Raw genomic sequence first — 23,498 nt, forward strand, 5'->3', positions numbered from 1 at the left:
TGGAGTGAGTGAAAAAGCCAATGGCTGCTTAAGCAGAAATCTTGTCGTCGCCCTTCAGGCTGGCCGGCGGCCAGTTGTCGAGACGCATACCCAGGCTCAGACCGCGGGAGGCCAGAACGTCCTTGATCTCGGTCAGGGACTTCTTACCCAGGTTCGGGGTCTTGAGCAGTTCAACCTCAGTGCGCTGAATCAGGTCACCGATGTAGTAGATGTTTTCTGCCTTCAGACAGTTAGCACTACGAACAGTCAGTTCGAGATCATCCACAGGGCGCAGCAGGATAGGATCAACTTCATCCTCTTCCTTCACTGGCTCTGGCTCAGGCTCACCTTCAAGATCAACGAATACAGCCAGCTGCTGCTGCAGAATGGTTGCAGCACGTCGGATGGCTTCATCCGGGTCCAGAGTACCGTCGGTTTCCAGATCAAGAACCAGCTTGTCCAGGTCGGTACGCTGCTCGACACGAGCGCTTTCAACGACATAGGAGACGCGGTAAACAGGGCTATAGGTGGCATCCAGTTGCAGACGGCCAATAGCACGGGTCTCTTCTTCATCCTGATGACGGCTGTCAGCAGACTCATAACCACGGCCACGAGCTATTCTCAGCTGCATGTTCAGGTCGCCTTTCTCATTCAGGTTGGCGATCACATGATCCGGGTTAACGATTTCAACATCGTGGTCCAACTGGATATCCGCAGCAGTCACCGGGCCAGCACCTTTCTTGGTCAGGCTCAGTGTTGCTTCGTCACGGCCGGTCATGCGAATGGCAAGACCTTTGAGGTTCAGCAGGATGTCTATAACATCTTCCTGAACACCTTCAATCGCACTGTATTCATGCTGTACGCCGTCAATCTCAACTTCTGTCACGGCACAGCCGGGCATTGAAGAGAGAAGGATACGACGCAGAGCATTGCCCAAGGTATGTCCAAAACCACGCTCAAGCGGTTCCAGAGTTACCTTAGCGCGCGTCAGGCTAATTTCCTCGACATCAATGTGTCTAGGAGTAAGAAATTCAGTAACCGAATTCTGCATGGATGTTACACCCCACCTAACTGTCTATCCCTTACTTGGAGTACAGCTCGACGATCAAGTTTTCGTTGATGTCGGCTGACAGGTCACTCCGCTCGGGCAGCACCTTGAAGGTACCTTCCTTCTTGCTGGCATCAACCTCAACCCAGGTTGAGAACCCACGCTGAGCGGCCAGTTCAAGGGCTGCGTTGATACGCAGCTGGTTTTTAGCCTTTTCGCGGATGGCGACAACATCGCCAGGCTGAACCTGGTAGGAAGGAATGTTTACAGTCTTCCCATTCACCAGGATGGCTTTGTGGCTTACCAGCTGACGTGCTTCGGCACGGGTGGAACCGAATCCCATGCGGTAAACTACATTATCAAGGCGAGACTCAAGCAGTTGCAAGAGGTTTGCACCCGTTGCACCTTTCTTGCGATCAGCGGCCTTGTAGTAGTTACGGAACTGCTTCTCCAGTACGCCGTAGATACGGCGAACTTTCTGCTTTTCACGAAGCTGTACACCGTAGTCAGAAAGACGGCCACGACGCTGACCGTGCTGACCTGGAGCAATTTCTGCTTTGCACTTTGACTCGAGTGCACGAACACCACTCTTCAGAAAGAGATCGGTGCCTTCACGACGAGACAGTTTGCACTTTGGACCAATATATCTAGCCATTTATACCGACTCCTGCTTATACACGACGCTTTTTAGGCGGACGACAACCGTTGTGGGGGATCGGGGTAACATCAGTGATGTTAGTGATCTTGTAACCACAAGCGTTCAGTGCGCGTACAGCGGATTCGCGGCCAGGACCAGGTCCTTTCACGCAGACATCCAGATTCTTCAGACCGTATTCAGCGGCAGCCTGACCTGCACGCTCAGCAGCAACCTGGGCTGCGAACGGCGTGCTCTTACGAGAACCACGAAAACCGGAACCGCCGGCTGTGGCCCAGGCCAGAGCGTTGCCCTGACGATCGGTAATGGTCACGATAGTGTTGTTAAAAGAAGCGTGGATGTGAGCAACACCGTCAACAACCTGCTTTTTAACCTTCTTACGTGAACGAGTACCTGGCTTTGCCATATCAGAATAAATCCTGTTTCATAAGAACGGTATAACCATTCTTAATTGATACTTACTTACGAATAGGCTTGCGAGGACCCTTACGGGTGCGAGCATTCGTCTTGGAACGCTGACCACGAACCGGCAGACTGCGACGGTGGCGGATACCACGGTAGCAACCCAGGTCCATGAGGCGCTTGATGTTCATGCTGATTTCACGACGCAGGTCACCTTCAACGTCCAGCTTGGCGATTTCACCACGCAGGGACTCCAGTTGCTCTTCGCTCAGTTCAGCGATTTTGGCTTCTGGCTTAACGCCAGTGGTCTCACACAGCTTTTTGGCTGTGGTCTTGCCGATGCCGAATATGTAGGTCAACGAGATAACAGCATGTTTGTTATCCGGAATGTTGACGCCAGCAATACGGGCCATTCAATCGTCTCCGTTTGTTTTCTCCGTGAGTTCATCCTTGCCTGGACAGACAGGGACATTTTGAGTTCACGGTTATTTCGCCTGTAGACTTATCAACCAACTTTGCAGCCAGTCATGCGATGTTTATCTACTTCGCTATCTATAGGCAGATAACACGGACCGGATCAGCACCTGAAGATACTGTCGAGAATGCGATGAGGCATGCCCGTCCAATCCATTGTTAGATGCTTACACAACTAACAGGTCGAAAAGCGGAAATTTTAATCCCACCAACGACAAAATACAACCGCTCATGATGCTCATGAACGGTTGTATTTATCTGTAGCCCTATGAGGTCAAGCCATAACAGCCCGGGAAAACCCGAAAGACCTCATGCACACAATCAACCTTGACGCTGCTTGTGACGTGGCTCAACGCAGATCACACGAACAGTGCCCTTGCGCTTGATAATCTTGCAGTTACGGCAGATTTTCTTAACCGATGCACGTACTTTCATTATTCACTCCACCATTTCAGAGCTAGTGGCATTCGTTGCAGAACCGGTGTTAGCGGATCAGGCCACCACCACCATAGCCCTTAAGATTGGATTTCTTCAGCAGTGACTCGTACTGATGTGACATCAGGTGTGACTGCACCTGAGCCATGGTATCCATGACGACCACTACTACGATCAGCAGACTGGTGCCACCCAGATAGAAAGGCACGTTAGCCGAAACTACCAGAAACTGTGGCAGCAGACATACTGCTGTCATATAGATAGCGCCAAACATGGTCAAACGAGTCAGGACACCATCAATGTAACGGGCAGACTGTTCACCAGGACGAATACCCGGGATGAATGCGCCCGACTTCTTCAGGTTGTCTGCTACGTCCTTCGGGTTGAAGACCAGCGCAGTGTAGAAGAAGCAGAAAAAGATGATACCTGCCGAGAACAGAACTATGTTCAGCGGCTGACCCGGACCCAGTGCCAGTGCGATATCCTGGAGCCATTCCCAGCCTTCTCCCTGACCAAACCATTGTGCAATGGACGCAGGGAAAAGCAGTAGACTGGAAGCAAAGATGGCAGGGATAACACCGGCCATATTTACTTTCAGGGGCAAATGGCTGCTCTGTGCCGCAAACACTTTACGACCTTGCTGACGCTTGGCGTAATTAACAGTTATACGGCGCTGACCGCGTTCGATGAATACCACGAACGCGATAATGGCAATGGCCAGCAGAGCAATTGCGAGCAATGCCAGAATATTGATGTCACCCTGACGGGCGGACTCAAATGACCGCCCGATCGCACTAGGCAGACCAGCGACAATACCTGCAAAAATCAGGATAGAGATGCCGTTACCAATCCCGCGTTCAGTCACCTGTTCACCCAGCCACATCATAAAGACAGCACCGGTTACGAAAGTGACTACAGCGACTACATAGAAGCTGATATCAGGATTGAACGCCACGCCCTGGTTAGCAAGACCCACGGTCATGCCGGTACCCTGGACGAACGCCAGCAACACTGTCAGGTAGCGGGTATACTGACTGATCTTGCGTCGACCCGATTCACCTTCCTTCTTGAGCTGTTCCAACTGTGGGCTGACCACGGTCATCAACTGAATGATGATGGACGCCGAAATGTAGGGCATGATTCCCAGTGCCAGCACCGACATACGCTCCAGTGCACCACCGGAGAACATGTTGAACAGGCCAAGAATGGTCCCTTCATTTTGTTGAAACATCCGAGCCAGAGCATCAGGATTGATGCCAGGCACAGGAATATGAGCACCGATCCGATATACCAGGATCGCCAGAAATACGAATTTGAGACGAGAGATTAACTCGCCCAAACCGCTTTGATTCCCAACAGGTAGTGTCTTAGCCATTTAGTCCTCGATCTTACCACCAGCAGCTTCGATCGCGGCGCGAGCGCCTTTGGTAGCTGCCAGACCTTTTAGTGTTACGGCCTTGTTCAGTTCGCCGGACAGTATCACTTTCGCTCGCAGGATGCTACCGTTGATAAGGTCTGCAGCCTTCAGAGCCGCCAGGTCGATCACTTCGGATTCAACCTTGGCCAGCTCATGCAGACGAATTTCAGCAGTGAAACGCGCCTTGCGGGAAGTAAAACCGTACTTGGGCAGACGGCGTTGCAGTGGCTGCTGACCGCCTTCAAAACCTGGTCTTACAGAACCACCGGAACGTGACTTCTGACCCTTGTGACCACGGCCACCCGTCTTACCCAGACCGGAACCGATACCACGACCAACGCGCTTACGCTCTTTACGACTGCCTTCAGCAGGACTCAGAGTATTCAGACGCATGTTATTCTCCTTCGACCTTAACGAGGTAAGATACCTTGTTGATCATGCCGCGAACGGAAGGAGTATCTTCCACCTCAACCGTGTGGTTGATGCGACGCAGACCCAGGCCACGGACGCAAGCCTTGTGGCTTTCGAGGCGACCGTTAGTGCTCTTTAAGAGCGTCACTTTGATCTTCTCAGCCATGACTTACCCCAGAATGTCTTCAACAGACTTGCCACGCTTGGCAGCAATGTCATCAGGAGAACGCATGTCGCGCAGACCCTTGAAAGTTGCGTTAACAACGTTCACAGGGTTGGTGGAACCGTAGCACTTGGCCAGTACGTTGTGTACGCCAGCTACTTCCAGAACAGCACGCATTGCACCACCGGCAATAACACCAGTACCCGCAGAAGCAGGCTGCATGTAAACCTTGGAAGCACCGTGACGGGCTTTAACAGGGTACTGCAGGGTGTCACCGTTCAGATCTACCTGAATCATGTTGCGACGGGCAGCTTCCATAGCCTTCTGGATAGCGACTGGCACTTCACGCGCTTTGCCACGACCGAAGCCTACTTTACCTTTACCATCACCAACAACAGTGAGGGCTGTGAAACCGAAGATACGGCCACCTTTCACCACTTTGGCTACACGGTTAACCTGCACCAGCTTTTCGATCAGGCCTTCGTCATTGTTTTGCGGTTTACGCTCATCTTTCGCCATGATGCCTACCCTCAGAATTCCAGACCGGCTTCACGGGCTGCATCGGCGAGAGCCTTAACACGACCGTGATACTTAAAACCGGAGCGGTCGAAAGCGACCTTGGCAACACCAGCAGCTTTAGCACGCTCAGCAATCAGAGCGCCCACTTTTTTAGCAGCTTCAACGTTACCGGTAGCTTCGCCACGCAGCTCCTTCTCAACGGTGGAGGCAGAGGCCAGCACCTTGTCACCCTCAGGGGCAACCACCTGCGCATAAATATGACGCGGTGTGCGATGAACGCTCAGACGGTTAGCGCCCAGTTCACGCATCTTCATCCGTGCACGGCGGGCACGACGCAGGCGAGCAGAATTTTTATCAATCATGATCACCCTACCTTACTTTTTCTTGGCTTCTTTACGACGAACGTGTTCGTCTGCGTAGCGGACACCCTTGCCTTTGTATGGCTCTGGGCGACGGAATTCGCGGATTTCCGCTGCAACCTGTCCAACCAGCTGCTTGTCGATACCCTTGATCAGGATTTCGGTCTGGCTTGGAGTTTCCGCAGTAACGCCTTCCGGCAAACTGTAGTCAACCGGATGAGAGAAGCCAAGGTTCAGATTCAGGCTCTTGCCCTTGGCCTGCGCACGATAACCTACACCCACCAGCTGCAGTTTCTTTTCGAAACCAGCGGTCACACCGGTAACCATGTTGTTAACCAGCGCGCGGGTAGTACCAGCCAGTGCACGAGAGTGCTTGGCACCGTCACGGGCTTCGAAAGTCAGGACATTTTCTTCCTGCTTTACTTCAACGTTGGAGTGAATGCTCAACTCCAGTTGACCTTTACCACCCTTGATGGCGATGTGCTGACCATTCAACTTGATCTCAACACCGGCAGGGATTTCTACAGGGCTTTTTGCTACTCGAGACATCTCACCCCTCCCTTAGAATACGGTGCAAAGAATTTCGCCACCAACACCGGCTGCACGGGCAGCACGATCGGTCATTACACCTTTGTTGGTAGAAACGATGGCAATACCAAGACCGCCTTTGACTTTAGGCAGACCTTCTTTACCTGCGTAGGAACGAAGACCCGGACGGCTGGCGCGCTTCAGGTTTTCGATGACAGGTTTGCCTTCATAGTATTTCAGGTCAATGATCAGAGTTTTCTGAACTTTGCCTTCTACACGTGCATCAGTAATATAACCTTGTTCCTTCAGGACTTTGGCCACAGCGGCCTTAACCTTGGAAGACGGCATTTCGACAGATGCATGTTCTGCCATTTGGGCATTACGGATACGAGTTAGCATATCTGCTAACGGGTCCTGCATACTCATTATCTAACTCTCCAGAAGATCAATCGCGCTTACCAGCTGGCCTTAACCAGACCTGGAACATCACCACGCATGGCTGCTTCGCGCAGCTTGATGCGGCTCAGACCGAATTTACGCAGGTAGCCATGAGGGCGACCTGTTACACGGCAGCGGTTACGCAGACGTGATGAACTGGCATCACGTGGCTGCTTCTGCAGTGCTATCTGAGCGTCCCACTTCTCGTCTTCTGAGCTGTCAGGACTGATGATGATTGCTTTCAGCGCAGCGCGCTTCTCTGCATACTTGGCAACGGTGCGCTGACGCTTCAACTCCCGCTGCTTCATGGATACTTTTGCCATGGGCTCGTACCTTAATCAGTTACGGAACGGGAAGTTGAAGGCTTTCAGCAGTGCACGGCCTTCGTCGTCAGTCTTGGCTGTGGTAGTCAGGGTAATATCCAGACCACGCAGAGCGTCGACTTTATCGTAATCGATTTCCGGGAAAATGATCTGCTCTTTGACACCCATGCTGTAGTTGCCACGGCCGTCGAAAGACTTCGGGCTGATACCACGGAAGTCACGAACACGAGGCAGAGCAATGTCAACCAGACGCTCCAGGAATTCGTACATACGTTCGTCACGCAGGGTCACTTTAACACCGATTGGCCAGCCTTCACGAACCTTGAAGCCTGCAACGGATTTACGCGCCTTGGTAACGACTGCTTTCTGACCGGCGATTTTCTCCATGTCAGCAACAGCGTTTTCGATGACTTTCTTGTCACCGATCGCCTCACCCACACCCATGTTCAGGGTGATTTTGGTGATACGAGGAACTTCGTGAACGTTGCTCACGCCCAGCTCTTCTCTGAGCTTGGGCAGGATCTCTTCACGATATTTAGTCTTGAAGTTTGCCATTATGCCACCCCTTACGCGTCAACCGGTTGACCGGTAGACTTGAACACGCGCTGTTTCTTGCCATCTTCAGAGATAGCAATGCCAACACGGTCAGCCTTGTCGGTTTCTGTGTTCAGGATTGCAACGTTGGAAGCCTGAATAGGGGCTTCTTTTTCAACGATGCCACCAGGGGTGCCCAGTGTCGGGTTAGGCTTCTGATGCTTCTTGATCATGTTGATACCAGAAACAATCAGTTTGCCATCGGCACGAACGGTCTGCACTTTTCCGCGCTTACCTTTGTCCTTGCCAGCAATGACGATTACTTCGTCGTCACGACGGATCTTTTTCATTTCCTGCTCCCTTACAGTACTTCTGGTGCCAGGGAAATGATCTTCATAAACTGCTCACCACGCAGTTCACGAGTCACTGGCCCAAAGATACGGGTACCGATTGGCTGATTGCTTGCGTTCAGCAGAACGGCAGCATTGCCATCGAAGCGGATTACGGAACCGTCTGGACGACGAACGCCTTTTTTAGTACGCACGACAACGGCGTTCATCACCTGGCCTTTCTTGACCTTACCGCGGGGAATCGCTTCCTTAACGGTGACTTTGATGATGTCGCCAATGTGGGCGTAGCGGCGGTGGGATCCACCCAACACCTTGATACACTGTACTCGACGAGCGCCGGAGTTATCGGCTACTTCGAGTTGAGATTCTGTCTGGATCATGCTTATTCTCCAAGCCCAAACTGCAGACGGGTACCCGCCGGTCGTTGTACAACAGGCTGACCACAAGGTCAGCCACTTCTACTCAGACCCAGGGCACCGTGGCCTTATATTTGAGTAGCACGCTCATCAATGGAAACCAGTTCAAATGTCTTGGACTTAGACAAAGGACGTGTTTCCTTGATGGTGACAATGTCGCCCATACGGCAATCATTGTTTTCGTCGTGAGCGTGCAACTTGGTTGACCGCTTAACGATCTTACCGTAGAGCGGATGTTTAACACGGCGCTCAATAAGAACGGTGACGGTCTTGTCCATCTTGTCACTCACAACCTTACCGGTCAGAGTACGGACTTTCTTGTCTTCAGCCATTGTTAAATACCTGCCTTCTCATTCAACGCCGTCTTAATACGGGCGATGTCGCGTCGGGTCTGCTTCAGCAGATGAGTCTGACTCAGCTGACCCGTCGCTTTCTGCATGCGGTAGTTAAACTGGTCCCGCAGCAGTGTGACCAGCTCTTCATTGAGCTGTTCAACCGTTTTTTCACGCAATTCAGCAGCTTTCATCACATCACGCTCCGCTTAACGAAGGCAGTTTCCACTGGCAGCTTGGCTGCAGCCAGGGCAAATGCCTCGCGAGCCAGCTCTTCGGACACACCTTCCATTTCGTACAGGACACGACCCGGCTGGATCTGTGCTACCCAGTACTCGACACTACCCTTACCTTTACCCATACGAACCTCAAGAGGTTTCTTGGAGATCGGCTTGTCAGGGAAGACGCGAATCCAGATTTTACCACCACGCTTGATGTGACGGGTCATGGCACGACGTGCTGCTTCGATCTGACGAGCAGTTATGCGTCCACGGCCTGTTGCTTTCAATGCGTATTCACCGAAGCTAACAGTGGAGCCGCGGTGTGCCAGGCCGCGATTGCGACCCTTTTGCTGCTTACGAAATTTCGTACGCTTTGGCTGTAACATTACCGCGCTCCTTACTTCTTAGCCTGTCTCTTCTTAGGACGTTTGGCTGGCTCTTTAGGCTGCTTTTCAGCTTCAGCTGCCATTCCGCCAATCACTTCGCCTTTGAAGATCCATACTTTAACGCCCAAGATACCGTAGGTAGTCAGGGCTTCATAAGTTGCGTAATCGATGTCTGCACGCAGAGTGTGCAGAGGTACGCGACCCTCACGGTACCATTCGGTACGGGCAATTTCAGCACCGCCAAGACGACCACTGATTTGCACCTTGATGCCCTTCGCGCCCAAACGCATAGCATTCTGTACAGAACGCTTCATGGCACGACGGAACATGACACGACGTTCCAGCTGACCAGCAATGGACTGTGCAACCAGCATTGCGTCCAGTTCGGGCTTGCGAACTTCTTCAATGTTGATGTGAACAGGTACGCCCATCATTTTGGTAACAGCCTGGCGCAGCTTCTCAACGTCTTCGCCTTTTTTACCAATTACGATGCCTGGACGGGCAGTAAAGATGGTAACGCGAGCGCTTTGAGCAGGACGCTGGATGTCGATGCGGCTTACGGAAGCATTTTTCAGCTTCTTCTGCAGGAAATCACGGACTTCCAGATCGGTAATCAGCTTGTCAGCGTATTGCTGACCTTCAGCAAACCATACAGACCTGTGGGGCTTTACGATGCCCAGTCGGATCCCATTTGGATGTACTTTCTGACCCATGTGATCGCTCCTTAGACCTCTGCAACCTTAACCGTGATATGGCAAGACCGCTTCAGAATGCGATCAGCACGGCCCTTGGCACGTGGACGAATGCGCTTCATGGTCATACCTTCGTCAACGAAGATAGTAGACACTGTCAGCTCATCGATATCCATGCCTTCGTTGTGCTCTGCGTTAGCAATCGCAGATTCCAACACTTTCTTGACCAGCTCTGCAGCCTTTTTAGGGCTGAATGCCAGCAGGTCCAGGGCTTCACCAACAGCTTTGCCTCGGATCTGGTCAGCAACCAGGCGCGCTTTCTGGGCAGAAATGCGAGCGCCTTTATGTATAGCAGCTACTTCTTTCATTTCTTAACCTCTTAGCGCTTCTTGGCCTTTTTGTCTGCAGCATGACCGCGGTAGGTGCGGGTAGCAGCAAACTCACCCAGCTTGAGGCCTACCATGTCTTCGCTAACGAAAACAGGCACATGCTGGCGACCGTTATGAACGGCGATAGTCAGACCTACCATGTTTGGCAGGATCATTGAGCGGCGTGACCAGGTCTTGATCGGACGCTTGTTGCCGCTTTCAACCGCATCTTCGACTTTCTTCAGCAGGTGAAGGTCGATAAATGGGCCTTTCTTCAAAGAACGTGGCACTGTCGTATCCTCTCTCTAGGCTTACTTCGCGCTGCGACGACGTACGATCATTTTATCCGTACGCTTGTTGGAACGAGTCTTACGACCCTTGGTCGGAACACCCCATGGTGTCACTGGGTGACGACCACCGGAGGTACGACCTTCACCACCACCGTGTGGGTGATCAACCGGGTTCATGGCAACACCACGAACGGTCGGACGCACGCCTCTCCAACGCTTGGCACCCGCCTTACCCAGAGAGCGCAGATTGTGCTCGCTGTTAGAGGCTTCACCCAGAGTTGCACGACAGTCAGCCAGTACTTTACGCATTTCACCGGATCGCAGACGCAGGGTTACGTAAGCACCATCACGCGCTACAACCTGAGCGGAAGTACCGGCACTGCGCATCATCTGCGCACCTTTACCTGGCTTGAGCTCAACACAGTGAACTACAGAACCCTGCGGAATATTACGCAGAGGCAGTGTGTTGCCTGGTTTGATAGGAGCATCAACACCAGAGTACAGCTCGTCACCGGCTTTCACACCTTTAGGTGCGATAATGTAACGACGCTCACCGTCCATGTACTTCAGCAGGGCGATATGAGCGGTACGATTCGGATCGTATTCCAGACGCTCAACGATAGCCGGAATGCCATCCTTGTTGCGACGAAAGTCTACGATACGGTAGTGCTGCTTGTGACCACCACCACGATGACGGGTAGTGATGCGACCAGCGTTGTTACGACCACCAGACTTGCTCTTCTTTTCCACCAGAGGCGCGTGAGGGCGACCCTTGTGGAGGTCAGGGTTTACAACCTTGACAACAAAGCGACGACCCGGAGAAGTCGGCTTGCACTTAATTACGGCCATCCTGTAACTCCTTATTCCGCGTCGGCAAAGTCAATCTCTTGACCCTGCGCCAGACTGACGTACGCTTTTTTCCAGTCTGAGCGCTTGCCCATACCGAAACGAGTACGTTTGGTCTTACCTTTAACAACCGCTGTACGAACAGCGTCAACGCTGACTTCGAACAGTTGCTCTACCGCTTTTTTGATTTCAAGCTTGGTTGCGTCCTTGGCTACCTTGAAGACGTACTGGCCATGCTCTTCAGCCACCACTGTCGCCTTCTCGGAAATGTGCGGACCAAGCAGAACTTTATAAATACGTTCCTGGTTCATCCCAGCATCTCCTCGAATTTCTTGATGGCTGCAACAGTCATCACGACTTTCTCATGAGCGATCAGGCTGACAGGGTCAACGCCTTGTACGTCACGTGCGTCCACATGGGGAATGTTGCGAGTCGCCAGATACAGATTCTGATCTACTTCATCAGAAACAATCAGACCGCTCTCGACATTCAGCTCCTTCAGCCTGGCTACCATCAGCTTGGTCTTTGGTGTTTCGGCACCGAGGCTTTCAACAACAACCAGACGTTCCTGACGAACCAGCTCAGACAAGATAGAACGCAGAGCACCACGATACATTTTCTTGTTCAGCTTTTGAGCGTGATCCTGTGGTTTAGCAGCAAAAGATTTGCCGCCCCCGCGCCACAGTGGGCTACGGATTGTACCGGCGCGTGCACGGCCAGTACCTTTTTGACGCCAGGGTTTGCGTCCACCGCCGCTTACTTCGCTGCGGGTTTTCTGAGCACGGGTACCTTGACGAGCACCGGCCATGAAAGCAACGACAGTCTGGTGAACCAGGCTTTCGTTGAATTCAGTACCGAAGGTCACGTCAGAGACTTGAACCGTACCAGCACCTGTTACATTCAATTCCATCGTCTAATCCCCTCAGGCGCGCGCTTTGACTGCAGCTTTAACGATAACGTCAGCACCAGTTGCACCAGGCACTGCACCTTTTACCAGCAGCAGGTTACGTTCAGCGTCAACGCGAACGATTTCCAGGGACTGAACAGTCACTTTCTCAGCACCCATATGTCCAGCCATCTTCTTACCCTTGAAGACACGACCCGGGGTCTGACACTGACCGATGGAACCAGGAGCACGGTGGGACAGAGAGTTACCGTGTGTAGCGTCCTGCATATGGAAGTTCCAACGCTTTACGCCACCCTGGAAGCCCTTACCTTTGGACTGACCAGTTACGTCTACTTTCTGACCCTGCTCGAACAGGTCAACTCCGATCAACTGACCCAGCTCGTAAGAAGCAGAATCGTCAACACGGAATTCCCAAAGACCATGACCAGCCTCTACCTTTGCTTTCGCAAAGTGGCCAGCCTCTGGCTTGCGAACACGGCTGCTTTTTTTAGCACCAGTGGTCACCTGAACTGCGTTGTAACCATCAACATCCAGGCTTTTAACCTGAGTGATGCGGTTAGGATCAACCTCAATTACAGTGACTGGTACAGAAGCACCGTCTTCTGTGAAGATACGGGTCATACCGCACTTCTTACCGACTAATCCAATAGTCATTTCAACCTCTCTCGTGTACGGGGCTTTCACCCACTATGGCCGCTCATTCCAGAGCGTTACACAAAAGTTTTGTGCACACTGAATGGCTGCCCGTGCCGCTATTAACCGAGACTGATTTGCACTTCAACGCCAGCTGCCAGGTCTAGCTTCATCAGTGCGTCAACGGTCTTTTCGGTGGGCTCAATAATGTCGAGAAGACGTTTATGAGTACGAATCTCATACTGGTCACGCGCATCTTTGTTTACGTGTGGAGAGATCAGAACTGTGAAACGTTCTTTTCGGGTTGGCAGAGGGATTGGACCACGCACCTGAGCACCAGTTCGCTTCGCAGTATCAACAATTTCCTGCGTGGACTGGTCAATCAGACGATGATCAAAAGCCTTCAAACGAATGCGAATCTGCTGAGCTTGACTCATCTTGTTGTAACCATCTATCAATAAAGAACTAAGTCCGGTGAACAATGCCACCCAGACAAAAGAGGACGCGGAATTCTACTAAGCACAAAACTTAAAGTCAACACAAGTGCCAGACGAAAAATATTTCGACACTTGTTTCAGCCACCGCACGCGTAGTTAAGACGCCATGATAACCCAATAGAACGAGTAATGAGATAAGGAAAACTGCTAAGGAGTGTTGAACAAGTTGCTCACCTAGCCTTTACGATCACGCTAAAAATATGTACGACAGCACTAAAGTGCTAAGGCTATATCGGACGTTAGAACTTAACTTGGCTAGCTGTCCAGTTCACCGGCACCTACTATTCTGCTCTCTGGAAGTGTCAGGCTCATATTTTTATTGATTGCTTTGGATCCTGGGTTCAACCGCTACTAAAAATCTAACATAATCTGTAATTATGTAGACTTATCTACGCCGTCGACATGGATGCACGACGAATCGTGTCTGACTCCACTCTTGCGTAGGGTTTAGGGTCGAGCTGTAACGTGTCTCGACCATAATTATCAAGGTTAAAACTCGCACTGTAATCCCTATCATGCAGAGTTTTACATTTTGGACACCGCCACTCACGATCAGACAGAGTAAGATTGTCATTTACGTAGTCGCAAGTATGAACCGCACACTTCTTCGAGCTGGGAAAGAACCGATCTGCAATCACAACCTGGCATCCTCTCAGCTCTGCCTTGTATTCAACAAGTTCTCTCAGCTTACCGAAACCTGCGTCACTGATTGCTCTTGCCAGTTTGCGGTTTTTTACCATGCCTTTGACATTCAGATTTTCGAGGGTGATTATTTTGAATCTTGAAGTCAGATAATCACTTACCTCATGTATTGCGGCTGATCGCTGGTTACTTATCCGGTAATGCAGTTTGGCAACCGCTCGCTTGGCTTTCGCGTAGCGGTTGCTTCCCTTTGTTTTGCGGCTTAACGCTCTCTGTTTACTGTTAAGGCGTTTCAGAGAGCCCTTCAGTTTCTGATTAGCAGCAAAGGTTTTGCCATTCGAACAAATCGCTAAATCTTTGACGCCAAAATCAACGCCTACAGACTCATTGCTTTGTGCTTTTGGTTCGTAATCCTCAGTGTCTACCAAAATAGAAGCGAAATACTTTCCGGCTCGCTTACTGATCGTCACCTGACAGGGTGTTCCTGTAAATCTCAGCTCCTGGCGCATCTTGATGCGGGTTTTCAGTTTCTCAATGCGAAGTGTTCTGCCATCAACATCGAACTTGGGTTTTTCTCTGAGAGAAAAACTGTCGTGTAGTCCTCGCTTCTTGAATCTTGGATAACCTGCTTTTTCTCCTTTCTTCACCCGACGAAAGAAGTGAGTAAAGGCGTCATGAAGATCGTCGATTGTGTTCCTGGTGACACGTTGGCTGACTTCGGCATACCAGGGAAACTCAAGCCTGAGTTCTTGGTATTTTTCATTCGCAGCCTTCTTTGACCATTTAACGCCTTCTTGATTGAAATGGGCTAACAGTTGATTGAACGCATGACGACGGGAACCACAAGCCCTATCAAGATAATCGGCTTGTTGTTTTGTCGGTCTGAGTTCAATCTTGTGAGCTAACAACATCTCGCAAAGTCTCAAGCATTTTTTCGTATAACCTGAGTTCGCCAACCTTCTATAGAACAGTAGGCTTCCAGTAACTCTTGCTGCCTGTCTAAGTCTGGCTTTTGGTCGTGACTGGATACTCTGCAATAGCAAAGCGTAGGCGCAGCTTCGTTACTGTAGCCCATCAATTCAGACACGTCGTAGTAACAAGTTCCAACTTTGGTCTTTCTGGCGGGAAGCAGCTCACCTGTACTTTCCGATTTTCGTAGTGTTACTGGGTCTGTACCATGCAAACGAGCTGCCTCACCTATCTTCAGTAATCACTTATCCATGCTTGAGATTTTATAAGATAGTTTTAGATTATAATAGATTTCTGCGAACTGTTTTTAACCCATCAGCGTTTCGGAATCAGGCTAAAACAAAGCTGCTTTAGCTTAAGTGCATCCGGCAAAAGAAAACTCGAAAAACGGCGGATAAAAAAAATCACTGCGGTGGTCACAGTGATTTTTGGTTTATGGTTCAGATCGCATCAGGTTTATGCCTTTGACGTTGAAGCTTCCCCCTCATAATAAGCCACAACCCTGTCAGCAAGCTTTGACCGTTCAAAGCCATTGTCATTCGTTGCCTCCAGAACCACATTGTAAACCTTTGCGATCACATAGGGGGTAAAGTAGGCTGTCACGCTTAATCCTATGAAAGATCCAACAGCTGAGCCAGCAACGCCCCCAACAAATAGACCTTCTGGCCCTGCTATCGCCCCAAGCCCGGCACCAATGCTACCCAAAGTGAAAGCCCCAACGGCAGCGGCAGTCGGCATTTTGTATAACACTGATGCAACGCCCATCGCGATCGCTGATAAGGCGGCCAGAGCTCGGTTGGTTTTTCTGGCTTGCAATGGCTGACCCTCATATCCCTTACCCCCTACAGGCATATGAGAGCCCTCATTAGACGGTGCAGCGATAGCTACTTTTTTACCAGAAAGACTTGCTTCATTTTTTTCTGTTAAAGTGGCTTGAAATGGCGCTTGATACTGCCCCGCTACATCAGAATAATCGATTGTACCTAAATGCATATTACACCTCCATTTGTACAGATTTATGAGTATTTATTCCGTAATAGTTCTTTCCTCAATGAACTTGTACTGAATGATATTGACCTATAACAATCTACTCAATTACACAAATGTTAGAATTAATAACATCTTAAGGGTGCAATATGGAATCCAGCAAGATTCCTTTGCAGTCTGGGTTCAACCCATCAGTGTTTCGAAATCAGACTAAAACTAATCTGCTTTAGTTAATTGAGTGTGCCCGACAAAAGAAAACTGGAAAAACGGCAGACAAAAAAAATCACTGCGGTGATCACAGTGATTTTTGGTTTATGGTTTAGGTCACATCAGGCTTTTGCCTTTGATGCTGAAGCTTCCCTCTCATAATAAGCCACAACCCTGTCAGCAAGCTTTGATCGTTCAAAGCCATTGCCATTCGTTACATCCAGGACCGCATTGTAAACCTTTGCCATCAAATAGGGGGTAAAATAGGCTGTCACGCTTAATCCTATAAAAGATCCAACAGTGACACCAGCAACAGCACCAGCAAACAGACCTTGTGGCCCCGCTAACGCTCCAACCGCCGCACCAATGGAACCCGCTGTGAAAGCCCCAACGGACGTGGCAGTTGGCATAACGTATAACACTGATGCAACGCCCAGCGCGAGCGCTGACAATGCGGCCAGAGCACGATTGGTTTTTCTGGCTTGCAATGGCTGACCCTCATATCCCTTATCCCCTACAGGCACATGAGAACCCTCATTAAAGGGTGCTACGATAGCTACTTTTTTACCAGAAAGACTTGCTTCATTTTTTTCTGTTAAAGTGGCTTGAAATGGCGCTTGATACTGCCCCGCTACATCAGAATAATCGATTGTACCTAAATGCATATTACACCTCCATTTGTACAGATTTATGAGTATTTATTCCGTAATAGTTCTTTCCTCAATGAACTTGTACTGAATGATATTGACCTATAACAATCTACTCAATTACACAAATGTTAGAATTAATAACATCTTAAGGGTGCAATATGGAATCCAGCAAGATTCCTTTGCAGTCTGGGTTCAACCCATCAGTGTTTCGAAATCAGACTAAAACTAATCTGCTTTAGTTAATTGAGTGTGCCCGACAAAAGAAAACTGGAAAAACGGCAGACAAAAAAATCACTGCGGTGATCACAGTGATTTTTGGTTTATGGTTTAGGTCACATCAGGCTTTTGCCTTTGATGCTGAAGCTTCCCTCTCATAATAAGCCACAACCCTGTCAGCAAGCTTTGATCGTTCAAAGCCATTGCCATTCGTTACATCCAGGACCGCATTGTAAACCTTTGCCATCAAATAGGGGGTAAAATAGGCTGTCACGCTTAATCCTATAAAAGATCCAACAGTGACACCAGCAACAGCACCAGCAAACAGACCTTGTGGCCCCGCTAACGCTCCAACCGCCGCACCAATGGAACCCACTGTGAAAGCCCCAACGGACGTGGCAGTTGGCATAACGTATAACACTGATGCAACGCCCAGCGCGAGCGCTGACAATGCGGCCAGAGCACGATTGGTTTTTCTGGCTTGCAATGGCTGACCCTCATATCCCTTATCCCCTACAGGCACATGAGAACCCTCATTAAAGGGTGCTACGATAGCTACTTTTTTACCAGAAAGACTTGCTTCATTTTTGTCTGTTAAAGTGCCTTGATATGGCGCTTGATACTGACCCGCTACATCAGAATAATCGATTGTACCTAAATGCATATTACACCTCCATTTGTACAGATTTATGAGTATTTATTCCGTAATAGTTCTTTCCTCAATGAACTTGTACTGAATGATATTGATCTATGGCAATCTACTCAATCACATAAATGTTAGGATTACTAACATCTTAAGGGTGCAATATGGAATTAGGCTGAAACAAAACCGCTTTAGTTAATAAAGAGTACCAAGCAAAAGAGAATCAGAAGAGTGGGGCACAAAAAGCAACCGTTAAAGCCAAGGGCATTCACCCCAACTTGTCGAGACCGGATTTTAACGGACTCGACTCGAATTTCTCTTTCCAAGATCACGGGATCAGCTCTCGAATATCTCGAGCTGATTGAAAACTGATGCGCTGAAGCACATCGATGAAGTACTGAGATGAATCTATACCTGCAAGAAGAAAACTGACAATTACGTCTAGAACACAGTGACATTACCCCCTTCCCTCTTCTATCCAGCAAAAAAACCAGTTCTTTCTCCCCGCTGGGACACAGCGAAGGCTACACGCCAGATGTTTGGCCCTCCGTTGGCGGTATTCCTTTTTTCTTCACCTTGCAGCTCGGCTTTACGAATTTCGTCTTCGACTTTATTATACGGTCAATGTGTTATCGGGAGCAGGCATCTCAGTCATCATCAAACACTCTTCAGTCAGCTTCAGGTAGTAATCCAGATCAGGATGCTCCAGCTCGGCTTGCTTGCCCATATCATCATAAACCCGAACTCGCATAGCTTCCTTGTAATAAGGCTCCGCTTCAAAAGCCGCAACTTCCTGATCGCTCATCAAACCACCCTGTATAGCGAGAGACTCCCGCGAAGCCTCGGTAAGTTTGTCGTAATAAGCAGGCTTAAGTGTGCACATGTATCGCTTCGCCTGAACATGAAGACGAATACAATCTGTGACCAGTGTTGGCAGATAACCTTTCAAACAACGCTCACCAATATCTTCATGAAAACCATCAATGCCATGATCGGAAATATCTTCCGGGAGACCATGCAACAAATGACCAATATCATGAAGGAAAGCAGCAACGACTACTTCCTTTGAGCTGCCACTCTGTTCAGCGTAAAAGGCTGACTGCAACATATGATTGGTCATTGAGATATGCTCACCATAAGCAACATGACCATTCTCGATATATTGTGCGCGGATAAAGTCAATAACTCTCATTTCAATAATCTTTTCTTCTGGATCAATTCATTCGCTTAAGTTCACTGCGCAGGGAATCAATATCCGCATAGGCCCCCTGAAGATGTCGTTTACCCCGGGCTGGCACTTCACGACCATGCAGAACCCGCTGATTGTTGAACATCATCAATTCGCCCGGAGCCAGCTTACAGGTATATTTACAAGCTTCACTGTGAAGAAGATTCATAAAACACTGATAGGCTTCGTAGAAGTCTCTGGTTTCTTCAAATGGCAGGCGCACCGGCTGGACCGAACGGTTGTTAATACGAATACCGATGATTTCACCCTCGCAATCCAACTCAATCACCGGGCCACTGCTCGACAAACTGGCGCTATCACTACTGAAGTTGTAATGCAGGGTGATTGTCGAAAGCAGAGCGAAGTATTCAGGATGCTGCTGTCTCAGCAACTGTGCCGCATAAAAACCATCCGCCAGAGCGGTGACGCCACCCTCCGGGGCAGCCTCAAGGCAATGCAGCAATTGCAGTGTTGGCACCGGATGACGGTAGGGATTATCCGTGTGAAGGCTCAGCGGCCTGGGCGTAAAGGCGAGATTTTCCGGCTCTTCTTTGCTTATTACTTCAAAATAACGGCCATAGTTGGTTTCACGGACGTAGCCAAAATGATCGACAACCTTGAGCACCTGCCCTACCTGAGCTGGCACATTGTAGAGAAATGACAAACCGTGGGTTTCAATGGCTTGTAGCCACTGTCGTTTAACCTCAGGATCGTCTATGGCGTTGTAGTCAAAACGAATACTGTCAGTCTGCAAGCCCCCTCCCCACAAACTTGGTGTTTCAGGGACAAACGCCTCAGCGATAAGCAAACTTGCCGGATAGATTGACCGGTGACCATCCTGCCAGAGAATCTGCAAGCTTTTATCAACACCAATATCAACGACAGTTGCCGCTTCTGGCCTGATATTCATAGGCACGTCCATGACCTCAATCAGCCTTTGCCCCGACTCATGTTGGCATTGATCACAAGGACAGTTATCGCGAAGCCAGAAGTAATGAAATGGCTTATCGTGGAAAAACAGGTGATCACTGAACAGCTCAAGCATGGCATCCCCCTTAAACCCACGGCCTCACTTTTACTGAGTGTTTTGGCGATGAGTATTATTATTCTGACTTAAACTCAAACTTAGCGGACCATTCTTTAAGAACGGCATCGCGCTCATTGGCCATACGACCAAAATCAACGTCAGCCATGACAGCTTCAACATCGGGGTAATTTTTGACTTCGCCTTTCACGTCCTTGTGAGCGACAACCGGGTAAACCGTGTTGTAAAGCTCATTGGCTTCTTCAGAAACCGACCAGTCAGCCAGTGCTTTCGCTGCTTCGGACTTTGTATTGACCAGACCGATTGCCTCTAAATCCCAGCCAACACCTTGAGGCATCACAAGGTCTATTGGTGCGCCCTGAGTTTTCAATTTAGCGCCACGCAGAGCAAATGAAATACCAATCACCGTTTCTCCCTGGGCTGCTTCCACACAAGGCTTGGAACCAGAGTGAGTGTATTTGGCAATATTTTTATCCAGAGCCTCCATGTACGCCCAGCCCCTTTCTTCACCCATCGTTTGCAGCCAGGCAGCCACCTGAGTGTACCCTGTGCCGGAAGAGGCTGGATTAGGCATGACAATATGCCCTTTGTAGACCGGGTTCAGAAGGTCATCCCATTTTTCAGGTTTTGGCAAACCTAGTTTCTCAGCCTCTACGCTGTTGAAACAGATCGCATTAAAAAAAGCATCATGTCCGTACCAGGCTTTATCGCTTTCCGGATCCACCATACCGGATTTAAGCTCGGAGACACCTTCCGGGGTGTAGGCTTTAATAATGCCCCGATTTTTCAGTAGCGCCTGAGACGAAGCAGCCAGCCCCCACACCACATCAGCAGGAGTTCCTTTGCCTTCTGCCAGTATTCTGGCAGTGATTACTCCGGTAGAATCACGAACCCAGTTGATTGTGATATTCGGATGCTCTTTCTCAAAAGCCTCTTCGAATGTTGATAGCAGATCTGTTTCAAAGGCCGTGTAAACAGTCAACTCCTCAGGAGAATTAGCCAAAGAAGTGTTACTAACAACAGATACTGACGCCAGAGCCAGACCAGCCATCCATTTTTTCATAAGGTCATCTCCAACTAGCATCGACCTGAACCAACGACATTTTCTGGCATCACCTTACTCCGGATATGTTTCAATCAAATGAAACCTTTTTATCCATGCCTTAGTTATGACTCTCGGGGTTGGAAAAGCGCAAGAAAGGAAGATCACAAGGAGTACCTGTGACTGAAGACGACAAAAAAACCAGATAAATGGACACCTCAAAACCAGTTGGCTGTCATCATTAAAACGCCAGCATTAAATCAAGGGAAGTGTCACACAGGAGAAGAAGTGATGTTGAGCTTATGCCCGGTGGCTTCCGCATATTTTTTCAACATACCCAGACTCGGGAGCGTTTTACTGTTGGCACTCTCAAGTCGGCAGATACTGGTTTTCTGTGTACCTATTGCCTGGGCAATATCCTCTTGGGTCATTCCTGCTTCCTGCCGCATTCGAATCAGTTCACGACGGAGTGCAAAGAACTCTGCTTTTTCTTCCATCGCAGCCTGAACGTCTTCGCGCTCAAGCGCCTTCTTGCGAAATGCTTTATAACTTAAGTTTGCCATGCTGCACCTCTTTCATTCGCTTATATCCAAGGTCCAAGTCTTTTTTAGATGTTTTTTGAGTTTTTTTCTGAAACACATGCAAAATAACAACATGGTTTCCTTTCACACTGCAAAATAGACCCCTGCCTATTCCTTCAGATCCATTTGCCAAGTTGATTTTTTCATAAGGTGAGGCTGGCAAGATTGTTAACTTTGTCAAGTTCAACCATTGGCAAGGACGGTCGGCAAATTGGGATAAACCAGGGTCCGGGTTGAGCTTTTTCTTCGGACAGGTGGGTCATGGTTTCGCAATTCGTTGAGATGGTTTTCATCCATCTAACAGAGAAGCCAGCGGCTTAAAGCCACAAAAAAAACCCCGGAAAAATCCGGGGTTTTTATAGGGTGGTCTAGATTACCAGCGATTCAATATCACTCGATGATCTTGGCAACAACACCAGCACCTACAGTACGACCACCTTCACGGATAGCGAAGCGCAGACCGTCTTCCATCGCTACTGGAGCGATCAGGGTAGCTACGAAGTTAATGTTGTCACCAGGCATTACCATTTCAACGCCTTCTGGCAGTTCTACAGCACCGGTCACGTCAGTGGTACGGAAGTAGAACTGAGGACGATAGCCCTTAAAGAATGGAGTGTGACGACCACCTTCGTCCTTGGACAGAATGTAAACTTCTGCTTCGAACTTGGTGTGAGGTGTTACAGTTCCTGGCTTGATCAGACACTGACCACGCTCAACTTCTTCACGCTTGGTACCACGCAGCAGCGCACCAATGTTCTCACCTGCACGACCTTCGTCCAGCAGCTTACGGAACATTTCAACACCGGTAACAGTAGTCTTGGTAGTCTCTTTGATACCAATGATTTCTACTTCTTCACCAACAGTGATGATACCACGCTCAACACGGCCAGTTACTACAGTACCACGACCAGCGATGGAGAATACGTCCTCGATAGGCATCAGGAACGGCTGATCGATAGCGCGCTCTGGCTCAGGGATGTATTCGTCCAGGGTTTCAACCAGCTTCTTAACAGCGGAAGTACCCATTTCGTTGTCGTCTTTACCTTCCAGAGCCATCAGGGCAGAACCAGTGATGATTGGAGTGTCGTCGCCTGGGAACTCGTAAGTGTCCAGCAGTTCACGAACTTCCATTTCAACCAGTTCCAGCAGCTCTTCGTCGTCTACCATGTCAGCTTTGTTCAGGAATACCACGATGTAAGGTACGCCAACCTGACGAGACAGCAGGATGTGCTCACGAGTCTGAGGCATGGGGCCGTCAGCAGCGGAACATACCAGGATAGCGCCGTCCATCTGAGCGGCACCGGTGATCATGTTCTTAACGTAGTCGGCGTGTCCTGGGCAGTCTACGTGAGCGTAGTGACGGCTAGGAGAGTCGTACTCTACGTGAGCAGTAGAGATGGTGATACCACGCTCACGCTCTTCAGGAGCGTTATCGATCTGAGAGAAGTCTTTAGCTTCGCCACCCCATACTTCTGCACATACGCGAGTCAGTGCAGCAGTCAGAGTAGTTTTACCGTGGTCAACGTGACCGATGGTGCCGACGTTTACGTGCGGCTTCGAACGTTCAAATTTTTCCTTAGCCATTTCTCTTGACCCTTAGATAAATATCAATGGTTCGGGGTAGTGATTCTCGTGCAGCATTCTAACAGCCCTTTATGCCTGTTA

38 protein-coding genes are annotated in these 23,498 nt (G+C 49.6%); all 38 read right to left on the reverse strand.

Features of this window, described 5'->3' with window-relative positions; genetic code table 11:
• Positions 1 to 28 precede the first annotated feature (28 nt).
• The 38 genes from P6910_RS23390 to tuf all read right to left on the reverse strand — a co-directional run bounded on the left by P6910_RS23390 (position 29) and on the right by tuf (position 23,417).
• Positions 29 to 1,030 carry a DNA-directed RNA polymerase subunit alpha gene (locus tag P6910_RS23390; protein ID WP_317143662.1) on the reverse strand — a complete coding sequence of 334 codons (1,002 nt, stop codon included), beginning with the start codon at positions 1,028 to 1,030 and terminating at the stop codon, positions 29 to 31.
• Positions 1,031 to 1,061: 31 nt separating this feature from the next.
• Positions 1,062 to 1,682, reverse strand: coding sequence for a 30S ribosomal protein S4 (gene rpsD / locus P6910_RS23395; RefSeq protein ID WP_257254923.1), 621 nt, complete (start codon positions 1,680 to 1,682; stop codon positions 1,062 to 1,064).
• Positions 1,683 to 1,698: 16 nt separating this feature from the next.
• Positions 1,699 to 2,088: a 30S ribosomal protein S11 gene (gene rpsK, locus P6910_RS23400; protein WP_034841784.1), complete on the reverse strand. Its 390-nt coding sequence runs from the start codon at positions 2,086 to 2,088 to the stop codon at positions 1,699 to 1,701.
• 52 nt (positions 2,089 to 2,140) lie between these two features.
• Entirely contained in the window at positions 2,141 to 2,497 is a 357-nt protein-coding gene (gene rpsM, locus P6910_RS23405; RefSeq protein WP_317143663.1) for a 30S ribosomal protein S13, read from the reverse strand.
• A 382-nt stretch (positions 2,498 to 2,879) separates the two neighbouring features.
• Complete coding sequence (gene rpmJ, locus P6910_RS23410; RefSeq protein ID WP_079253874.1) at positions 2,880 to 2,993, reverse strand: 50S ribosomal protein L36; 114 nt, start codon at positions 2,991 to 2,993, stop codon at positions 2,880 to 2,882.
• Positions 2,994 to 3,042: 49 nt separating this feature from the next.
• Entirely contained in the window at positions 3,043 to 4,368 is a 1,326-nt protein-coding gene (secY, locus tag P6910_RS23415) for a preprotein translocase subunit SecY (protein WP_317143664.1), read from the reverse strand.
• Positions 4,369 to 4,803: a 50S ribosomal protein L15 gene (rplO, locus tag P6910_RS23420; protein WP_317143665.1), complete on the reverse strand. Its 435-nt coding sequence runs from the start codon at positions 4,801 to 4,803 to the stop codon at positions 4,369 to 4,371.
• A 1-nt stretch (position 4,804) separates the two neighbouring features.
• Positions 4,805 to 4,987, reverse strand: coding sequence for a 50S ribosomal protein L30 (rpmD, locus tag P6910_RS23425; protein ID WP_317143666.1), 183 nt, complete (start codon positions 4,985 to 4,987; stop codon positions 4,805 to 4,807).
• Between the two features lie 3 nt (positions 4,988 to 4,990).
• Entirely contained in the window at positions 4,991 to 5,503 is a 513-nt protein-coding gene (gene rpsE / locus P6910_RS23430) for a 30S ribosomal protein S5 (RefSeq protein WP_252177316.1), read from the reverse strand.
• Positions 5,504 to 5,514: 11 nt separating this feature from the next.
• On the reverse strand, positions 5,515 to 5,865 hold the full coding sequence (gene rplR / locus P6910_RS23435) for a 50S ribosomal protein L18 (RefSeq protein ID WP_257253596.1): 351 nt from the start codon (positions 5,863 to 5,865) through the stop codon (positions 5,515 to 5,517).
• Positions 5,866 to 5,877: 12 nt separating this feature from the next.
• On the reverse strand, positions 5,878 to 6,411 hold the full coding sequence (gene rplF, locus P6910_RS23440) for a 50S ribosomal protein L6 (protein WP_317143667.1): 534 nt from the start codon (positions 6,409 to 6,411) through the stop codon (positions 5,878 to 5,880).
• A 12-nt stretch (positions 6,412 to 6,423) separates the two neighbouring features.
• Positions 6,424 to 6,816, reverse strand: coding sequence for a 30S ribosomal protein S8 (gene rpsH / locus P6910_RS23445; protein ID WP_317143668.1), 393 nt, complete (start codon positions 6,814 to 6,816; stop codon positions 6,424 to 6,426).
• Between the two features lie 29 nt (positions 6,817 to 6,845).
• The gene (gene rpsN, locus P6910_RS23450; RefSeq protein ID WP_317143669.1) at positions 6,846 to 7,151 is read right to left on the reverse strand and encodes a 30S ribosomal protein S14; all 306 of its coding nucleotides are present in this window, start codon (positions 7,149 to 7,151) and stop codon (positions 6,846 to 6,848) included.
• A gap of 15 nt (positions 7,152 to 7,166) precedes the next feature.
• Entirely contained in the window at positions 7,167 to 7,706 is a 540-nt protein-coding gene (gene rplE / locus P6910_RS23455) for a 50S ribosomal protein L5 (protein ID WP_257253585.1), read from the reverse strand.
• Between the two features lie 11 nt (positions 7,707 to 7,717).
• A complete protein-coding gene (gene rplX, locus P6910_RS23460) occupies positions 7,718 to 8,035 on the reverse strand; it encodes a 50S ribosomal protein L24 (protein ID WP_257253580.1) in 318 nt (105 codons plus the stop codon).
• An 11-nt stretch (positions 8,036 to 8,046) separates the two neighbouring features.
• Positions 8,047 to 8,415 (reverse strand): 50S ribosomal protein L14, encoded by a 369-nt coding sequence (gene rplN / locus P6910_RS23465; RefSeq protein ID WP_062268071.1) that lies wholly within the window; start codon positions 8,413 to 8,415, stop codon positions 8,047 to 8,049.
• Between the two features lie 104 nt (positions 8,416 to 8,519).
• Positions 8,520 to 8,783 (reverse strand): 30S ribosomal protein S17, encoded by a 264-nt coding sequence (gene rpsQ, locus P6910_RS23470; RefSeq protein ID WP_034841753.1) that lies wholly within the window; start codon positions 8,781 to 8,783, stop codon positions 8,520 to 8,522.
• Between the two features lie 2 nt (positions 8,784 to 8,785).
• Positions 8,786 to 8,977, reverse strand: a complete 192-nt coding sequence (gene rpmC, locus P6910_RS23475; protein WP_252177324.1) for a 50S ribosomal protein L29 — start codon at positions 8,975 to 8,977, stop codon at positions 8,786 to 8,788.
• Positions 8,977 to 9,390 carry a 50S ribosomal protein L16 gene (gene rplP, locus P6910_RS23480; protein ID WP_034841748.1) on the reverse strand — a complete coding sequence of 138 codons (414 nt, stop codon included), beginning with the start codon at positions 9,388 to 9,390 and terminating at the stop codon, positions 8,977 to 8,979. Before rplP ends, rpmC begins: the two co-directional genes overlap by 1 nt.
• A gap of 11 nt (positions 9,391 to 9,401) precedes the next feature.
• Positions 9,402 to 10,103: a 30S ribosomal protein S3 gene (gene rpsC / locus P6910_RS23485; RefSeq protein ID WP_252177325.1), complete on the reverse strand. Its 702-nt coding sequence runs from the start codon at positions 10,101 to 10,103 to the stop codon at positions 9,402 to 9,404.
• Positions 10,104 to 10,114: 11 nt separating this feature from the next.
• On the reverse strand, positions 10,115 to 10,450 hold the full coding sequence (gene rplV / locus P6910_RS23490) for a 50S ribosomal protein L22 (RefSeq protein WP_317143670.1): 336 nt from the start codon (positions 10,448 to 10,450) through the stop codon (positions 10,115 to 10,117).
• 11 nt (positions 10,451 to 10,461) lie between these two features.
• Complete coding sequence (rpsS, locus tag P6910_RS23495; RefSeq protein ID WP_252177327.1) at positions 10,462 to 10,740, reverse strand: 30S ribosomal protein S19; 279 nt, start codon at positions 10,738 to 10,740, stop codon at positions 10,462 to 10,464.
• A 21-nt stretch (positions 10,741 to 10,761) separates the two neighbouring features.
• Positions 10,762 to 11,589: a 50S ribosomal protein L2 gene (gene rplB / locus P6910_RS23500; RefSeq protein ID WP_252177328.1), complete on the reverse strand. Its 828-nt coding sequence runs from the start codon at positions 11,587 to 11,589 to the stop codon at positions 10,762 to 10,764.
• Positions 11,590 to 11,600: 11 nt separating this feature from the next.
• On the reverse strand, positions 11,601 to 11,897 hold the full coding sequence (gene rplW / locus P6910_RS23505) for a 50S ribosomal protein L23 (protein ID WP_034841736.1): 297 nt from the start codon (positions 11,895 to 11,897) through the stop codon (positions 11,601 to 11,603).
• Positions 11,894 to 12,496, reverse strand: coding sequence for a 50S ribosomal protein L4 (gene rplD, locus P6910_RS23510; RefSeq protein WP_317143671.1), 603 nt, complete (start codon positions 12,494 to 12,496; stop codon positions 11,894 to 11,896). The genes rplW and rplD overlap by 4 nt, the downstream gene beginning before the upstream one ends.
• Positions 12,497 to 12,508: 12 nt before the next feature.
• Positions 12,509 to 13,147 carry a 50S ribosomal protein L3 gene (gene rplC / locus P6910_RS23515; RefSeq protein WP_317143672.1) on the reverse strand — a complete coding sequence of 213 codons (639 nt, stop codon included), beginning with the start codon at positions 13,145 to 13,147 and terminating at the stop codon, positions 12,509 to 12,511.
• Between the two features lie 101 nt (positions 13,148 to 13,248).
• Positions 13,249 to 13,563 carry a 30S ribosomal protein S10 gene (gene rpsJ / locus P6910_RS23520; protein WP_034841731.1) on the reverse strand — a complete coding sequence of 105 codons (315 nt, stop codon included), beginning with the start codon at positions 13,561 to 13,563 and terminating at the stop codon, positions 13,249 to 13,251.
• 449 nt (positions 13,564 to 14,012) lie between these two features.
• Entirely contained in the window at positions 14,013 to 15,176 is a 1,164-nt protein-coding gene (locus P6910_RS23525) for an RNA-guided endonuclease TnpB family protein (protein ID WP_317143673.1), read from the reverse strand.
• 11 nt (positions 15,177 to 15,187) lie between these two features.
• Positions 15,188 to 15,448 (reverse strand): recombinase family protein, encoded by a 261-nt coding sequence (locus P6910_RS23530; RefSeq protein WP_317143674.1) that lies wholly within the window; start codon positions 15,446 to 15,448, stop codon positions 15,188 to 15,190.
• A gap of 242 nt (positions 15,449 to 15,690) precedes the next feature.
• Positions 15,691 to 16,227 (reverse strand): hypothetical protein, encoded by a 537-nt coding sequence (locus P6910_RS23535; protein WP_317143675.1) that lies wholly within the window; start codon positions 16,225 to 16,227, stop codon positions 15,691 to 15,693.
• A gap of 323 nt (positions 16,228 to 16,550) precedes the next feature.
• Entirely contained in the window at positions 16,551 to 17,093 is a 543-nt protein-coding gene (locus P6910_RS23540) for a hypothetical protein (RefSeq protein ID WP_317143676.1), read from the reverse strand.
• 322 nt (positions 17,094 to 17,415) lie between these two features.
• On the reverse strand, positions 17,416 to 17,958 hold the full coding sequence (locus tag P6910_RS23545; RefSeq protein ID WP_317143677.1) for a hypothetical protein: 543 nt from the start codon (positions 17,956 to 17,958) through the stop codon (positions 17,416 to 17,418).
• A 592-nt stretch (positions 17,959 to 18,550) separates the two neighbouring features.
• On the reverse strand, positions 18,551 to 19,129 hold the full coding sequence (locus P6910_RS23550; RefSeq protein WP_317143678.1) for an HD domain-containing protein: 579 nt from the start codon (positions 19,127 to 19,129) through the stop codon (positions 18,551 to 18,553).
• A gap of 22 nt (positions 19,130 to 19,151) precedes the next feature.
• Positions 19,152 to 20,210, reverse strand: coding sequence for a TauD/TfdA family dioxygenase (locus P6910_RS23555; protein WP_317143679.1), 1,059 nt, complete (start codon positions 20,208 to 20,210; stop codon positions 19,152 to 19,154).
• 58 nt (positions 20,211 to 20,268) lie between these two features.
• Positions 20,269 to 21,273: a putative 2-aminoethylphosphonate ABC transporter substrate-binding protein gene (locus P6910_RS23560; RefSeq protein WP_317143680.1), complete on the reverse strand. Its 1,005-nt coding sequence runs from the start codon at positions 21,271 to 21,273 to the stop codon at positions 20,269 to 20,271.
• A 251-nt stretch (positions 21,274 to 21,524) separates the two neighbouring features.
• Positions 21,525 to 21,815: a helix-turn-helix transcriptional regulator gene (locus P6910_RS23565; protein WP_317143681.1), complete on the reverse strand. Its 291-nt coding sequence runs from the start codon at positions 21,813 to 21,815 to the stop codon at positions 21,525 to 21,527.
• Complete coding sequence (locus P6910_RS23570; protein ID WP_317143682.1) at positions 21,796 to 22,020, reverse strand: type II toxin-antitoxin system RelE/ParE family toxin; 225 nt, start codon at positions 22,018 to 22,020, stop codon at positions 21,796 to 21,798. The genes P6910_RS23565 and P6910_RS23570 overlap by 20 nt, the downstream gene beginning before the upstream one ends.
• Before the next feature lie 203 nt (positions 22,021 to 22,223).
• Positions 22,224 to 23,417, reverse strand: coding sequence for an elongation factor Tu (gene tuf / locus P6910_RS23575; protein WP_257254328.1), 1,194 nt, complete (start codon positions 23,415 to 23,417; stop codon positions 22,224 to 22,226).
• Positions 23,418 to 23,498 lie beyond the last annotated feature (81 nt).

The organism is Endozoicomonas sp. 8E (assembly GCF_032883915.1).
Taxonomy (GTDB): Bacteria; Pseudomonadota; Gammaproteobacteria; order Pseudomonadales; family Endozoicomonadaceae; genus Endozoicomonas_A.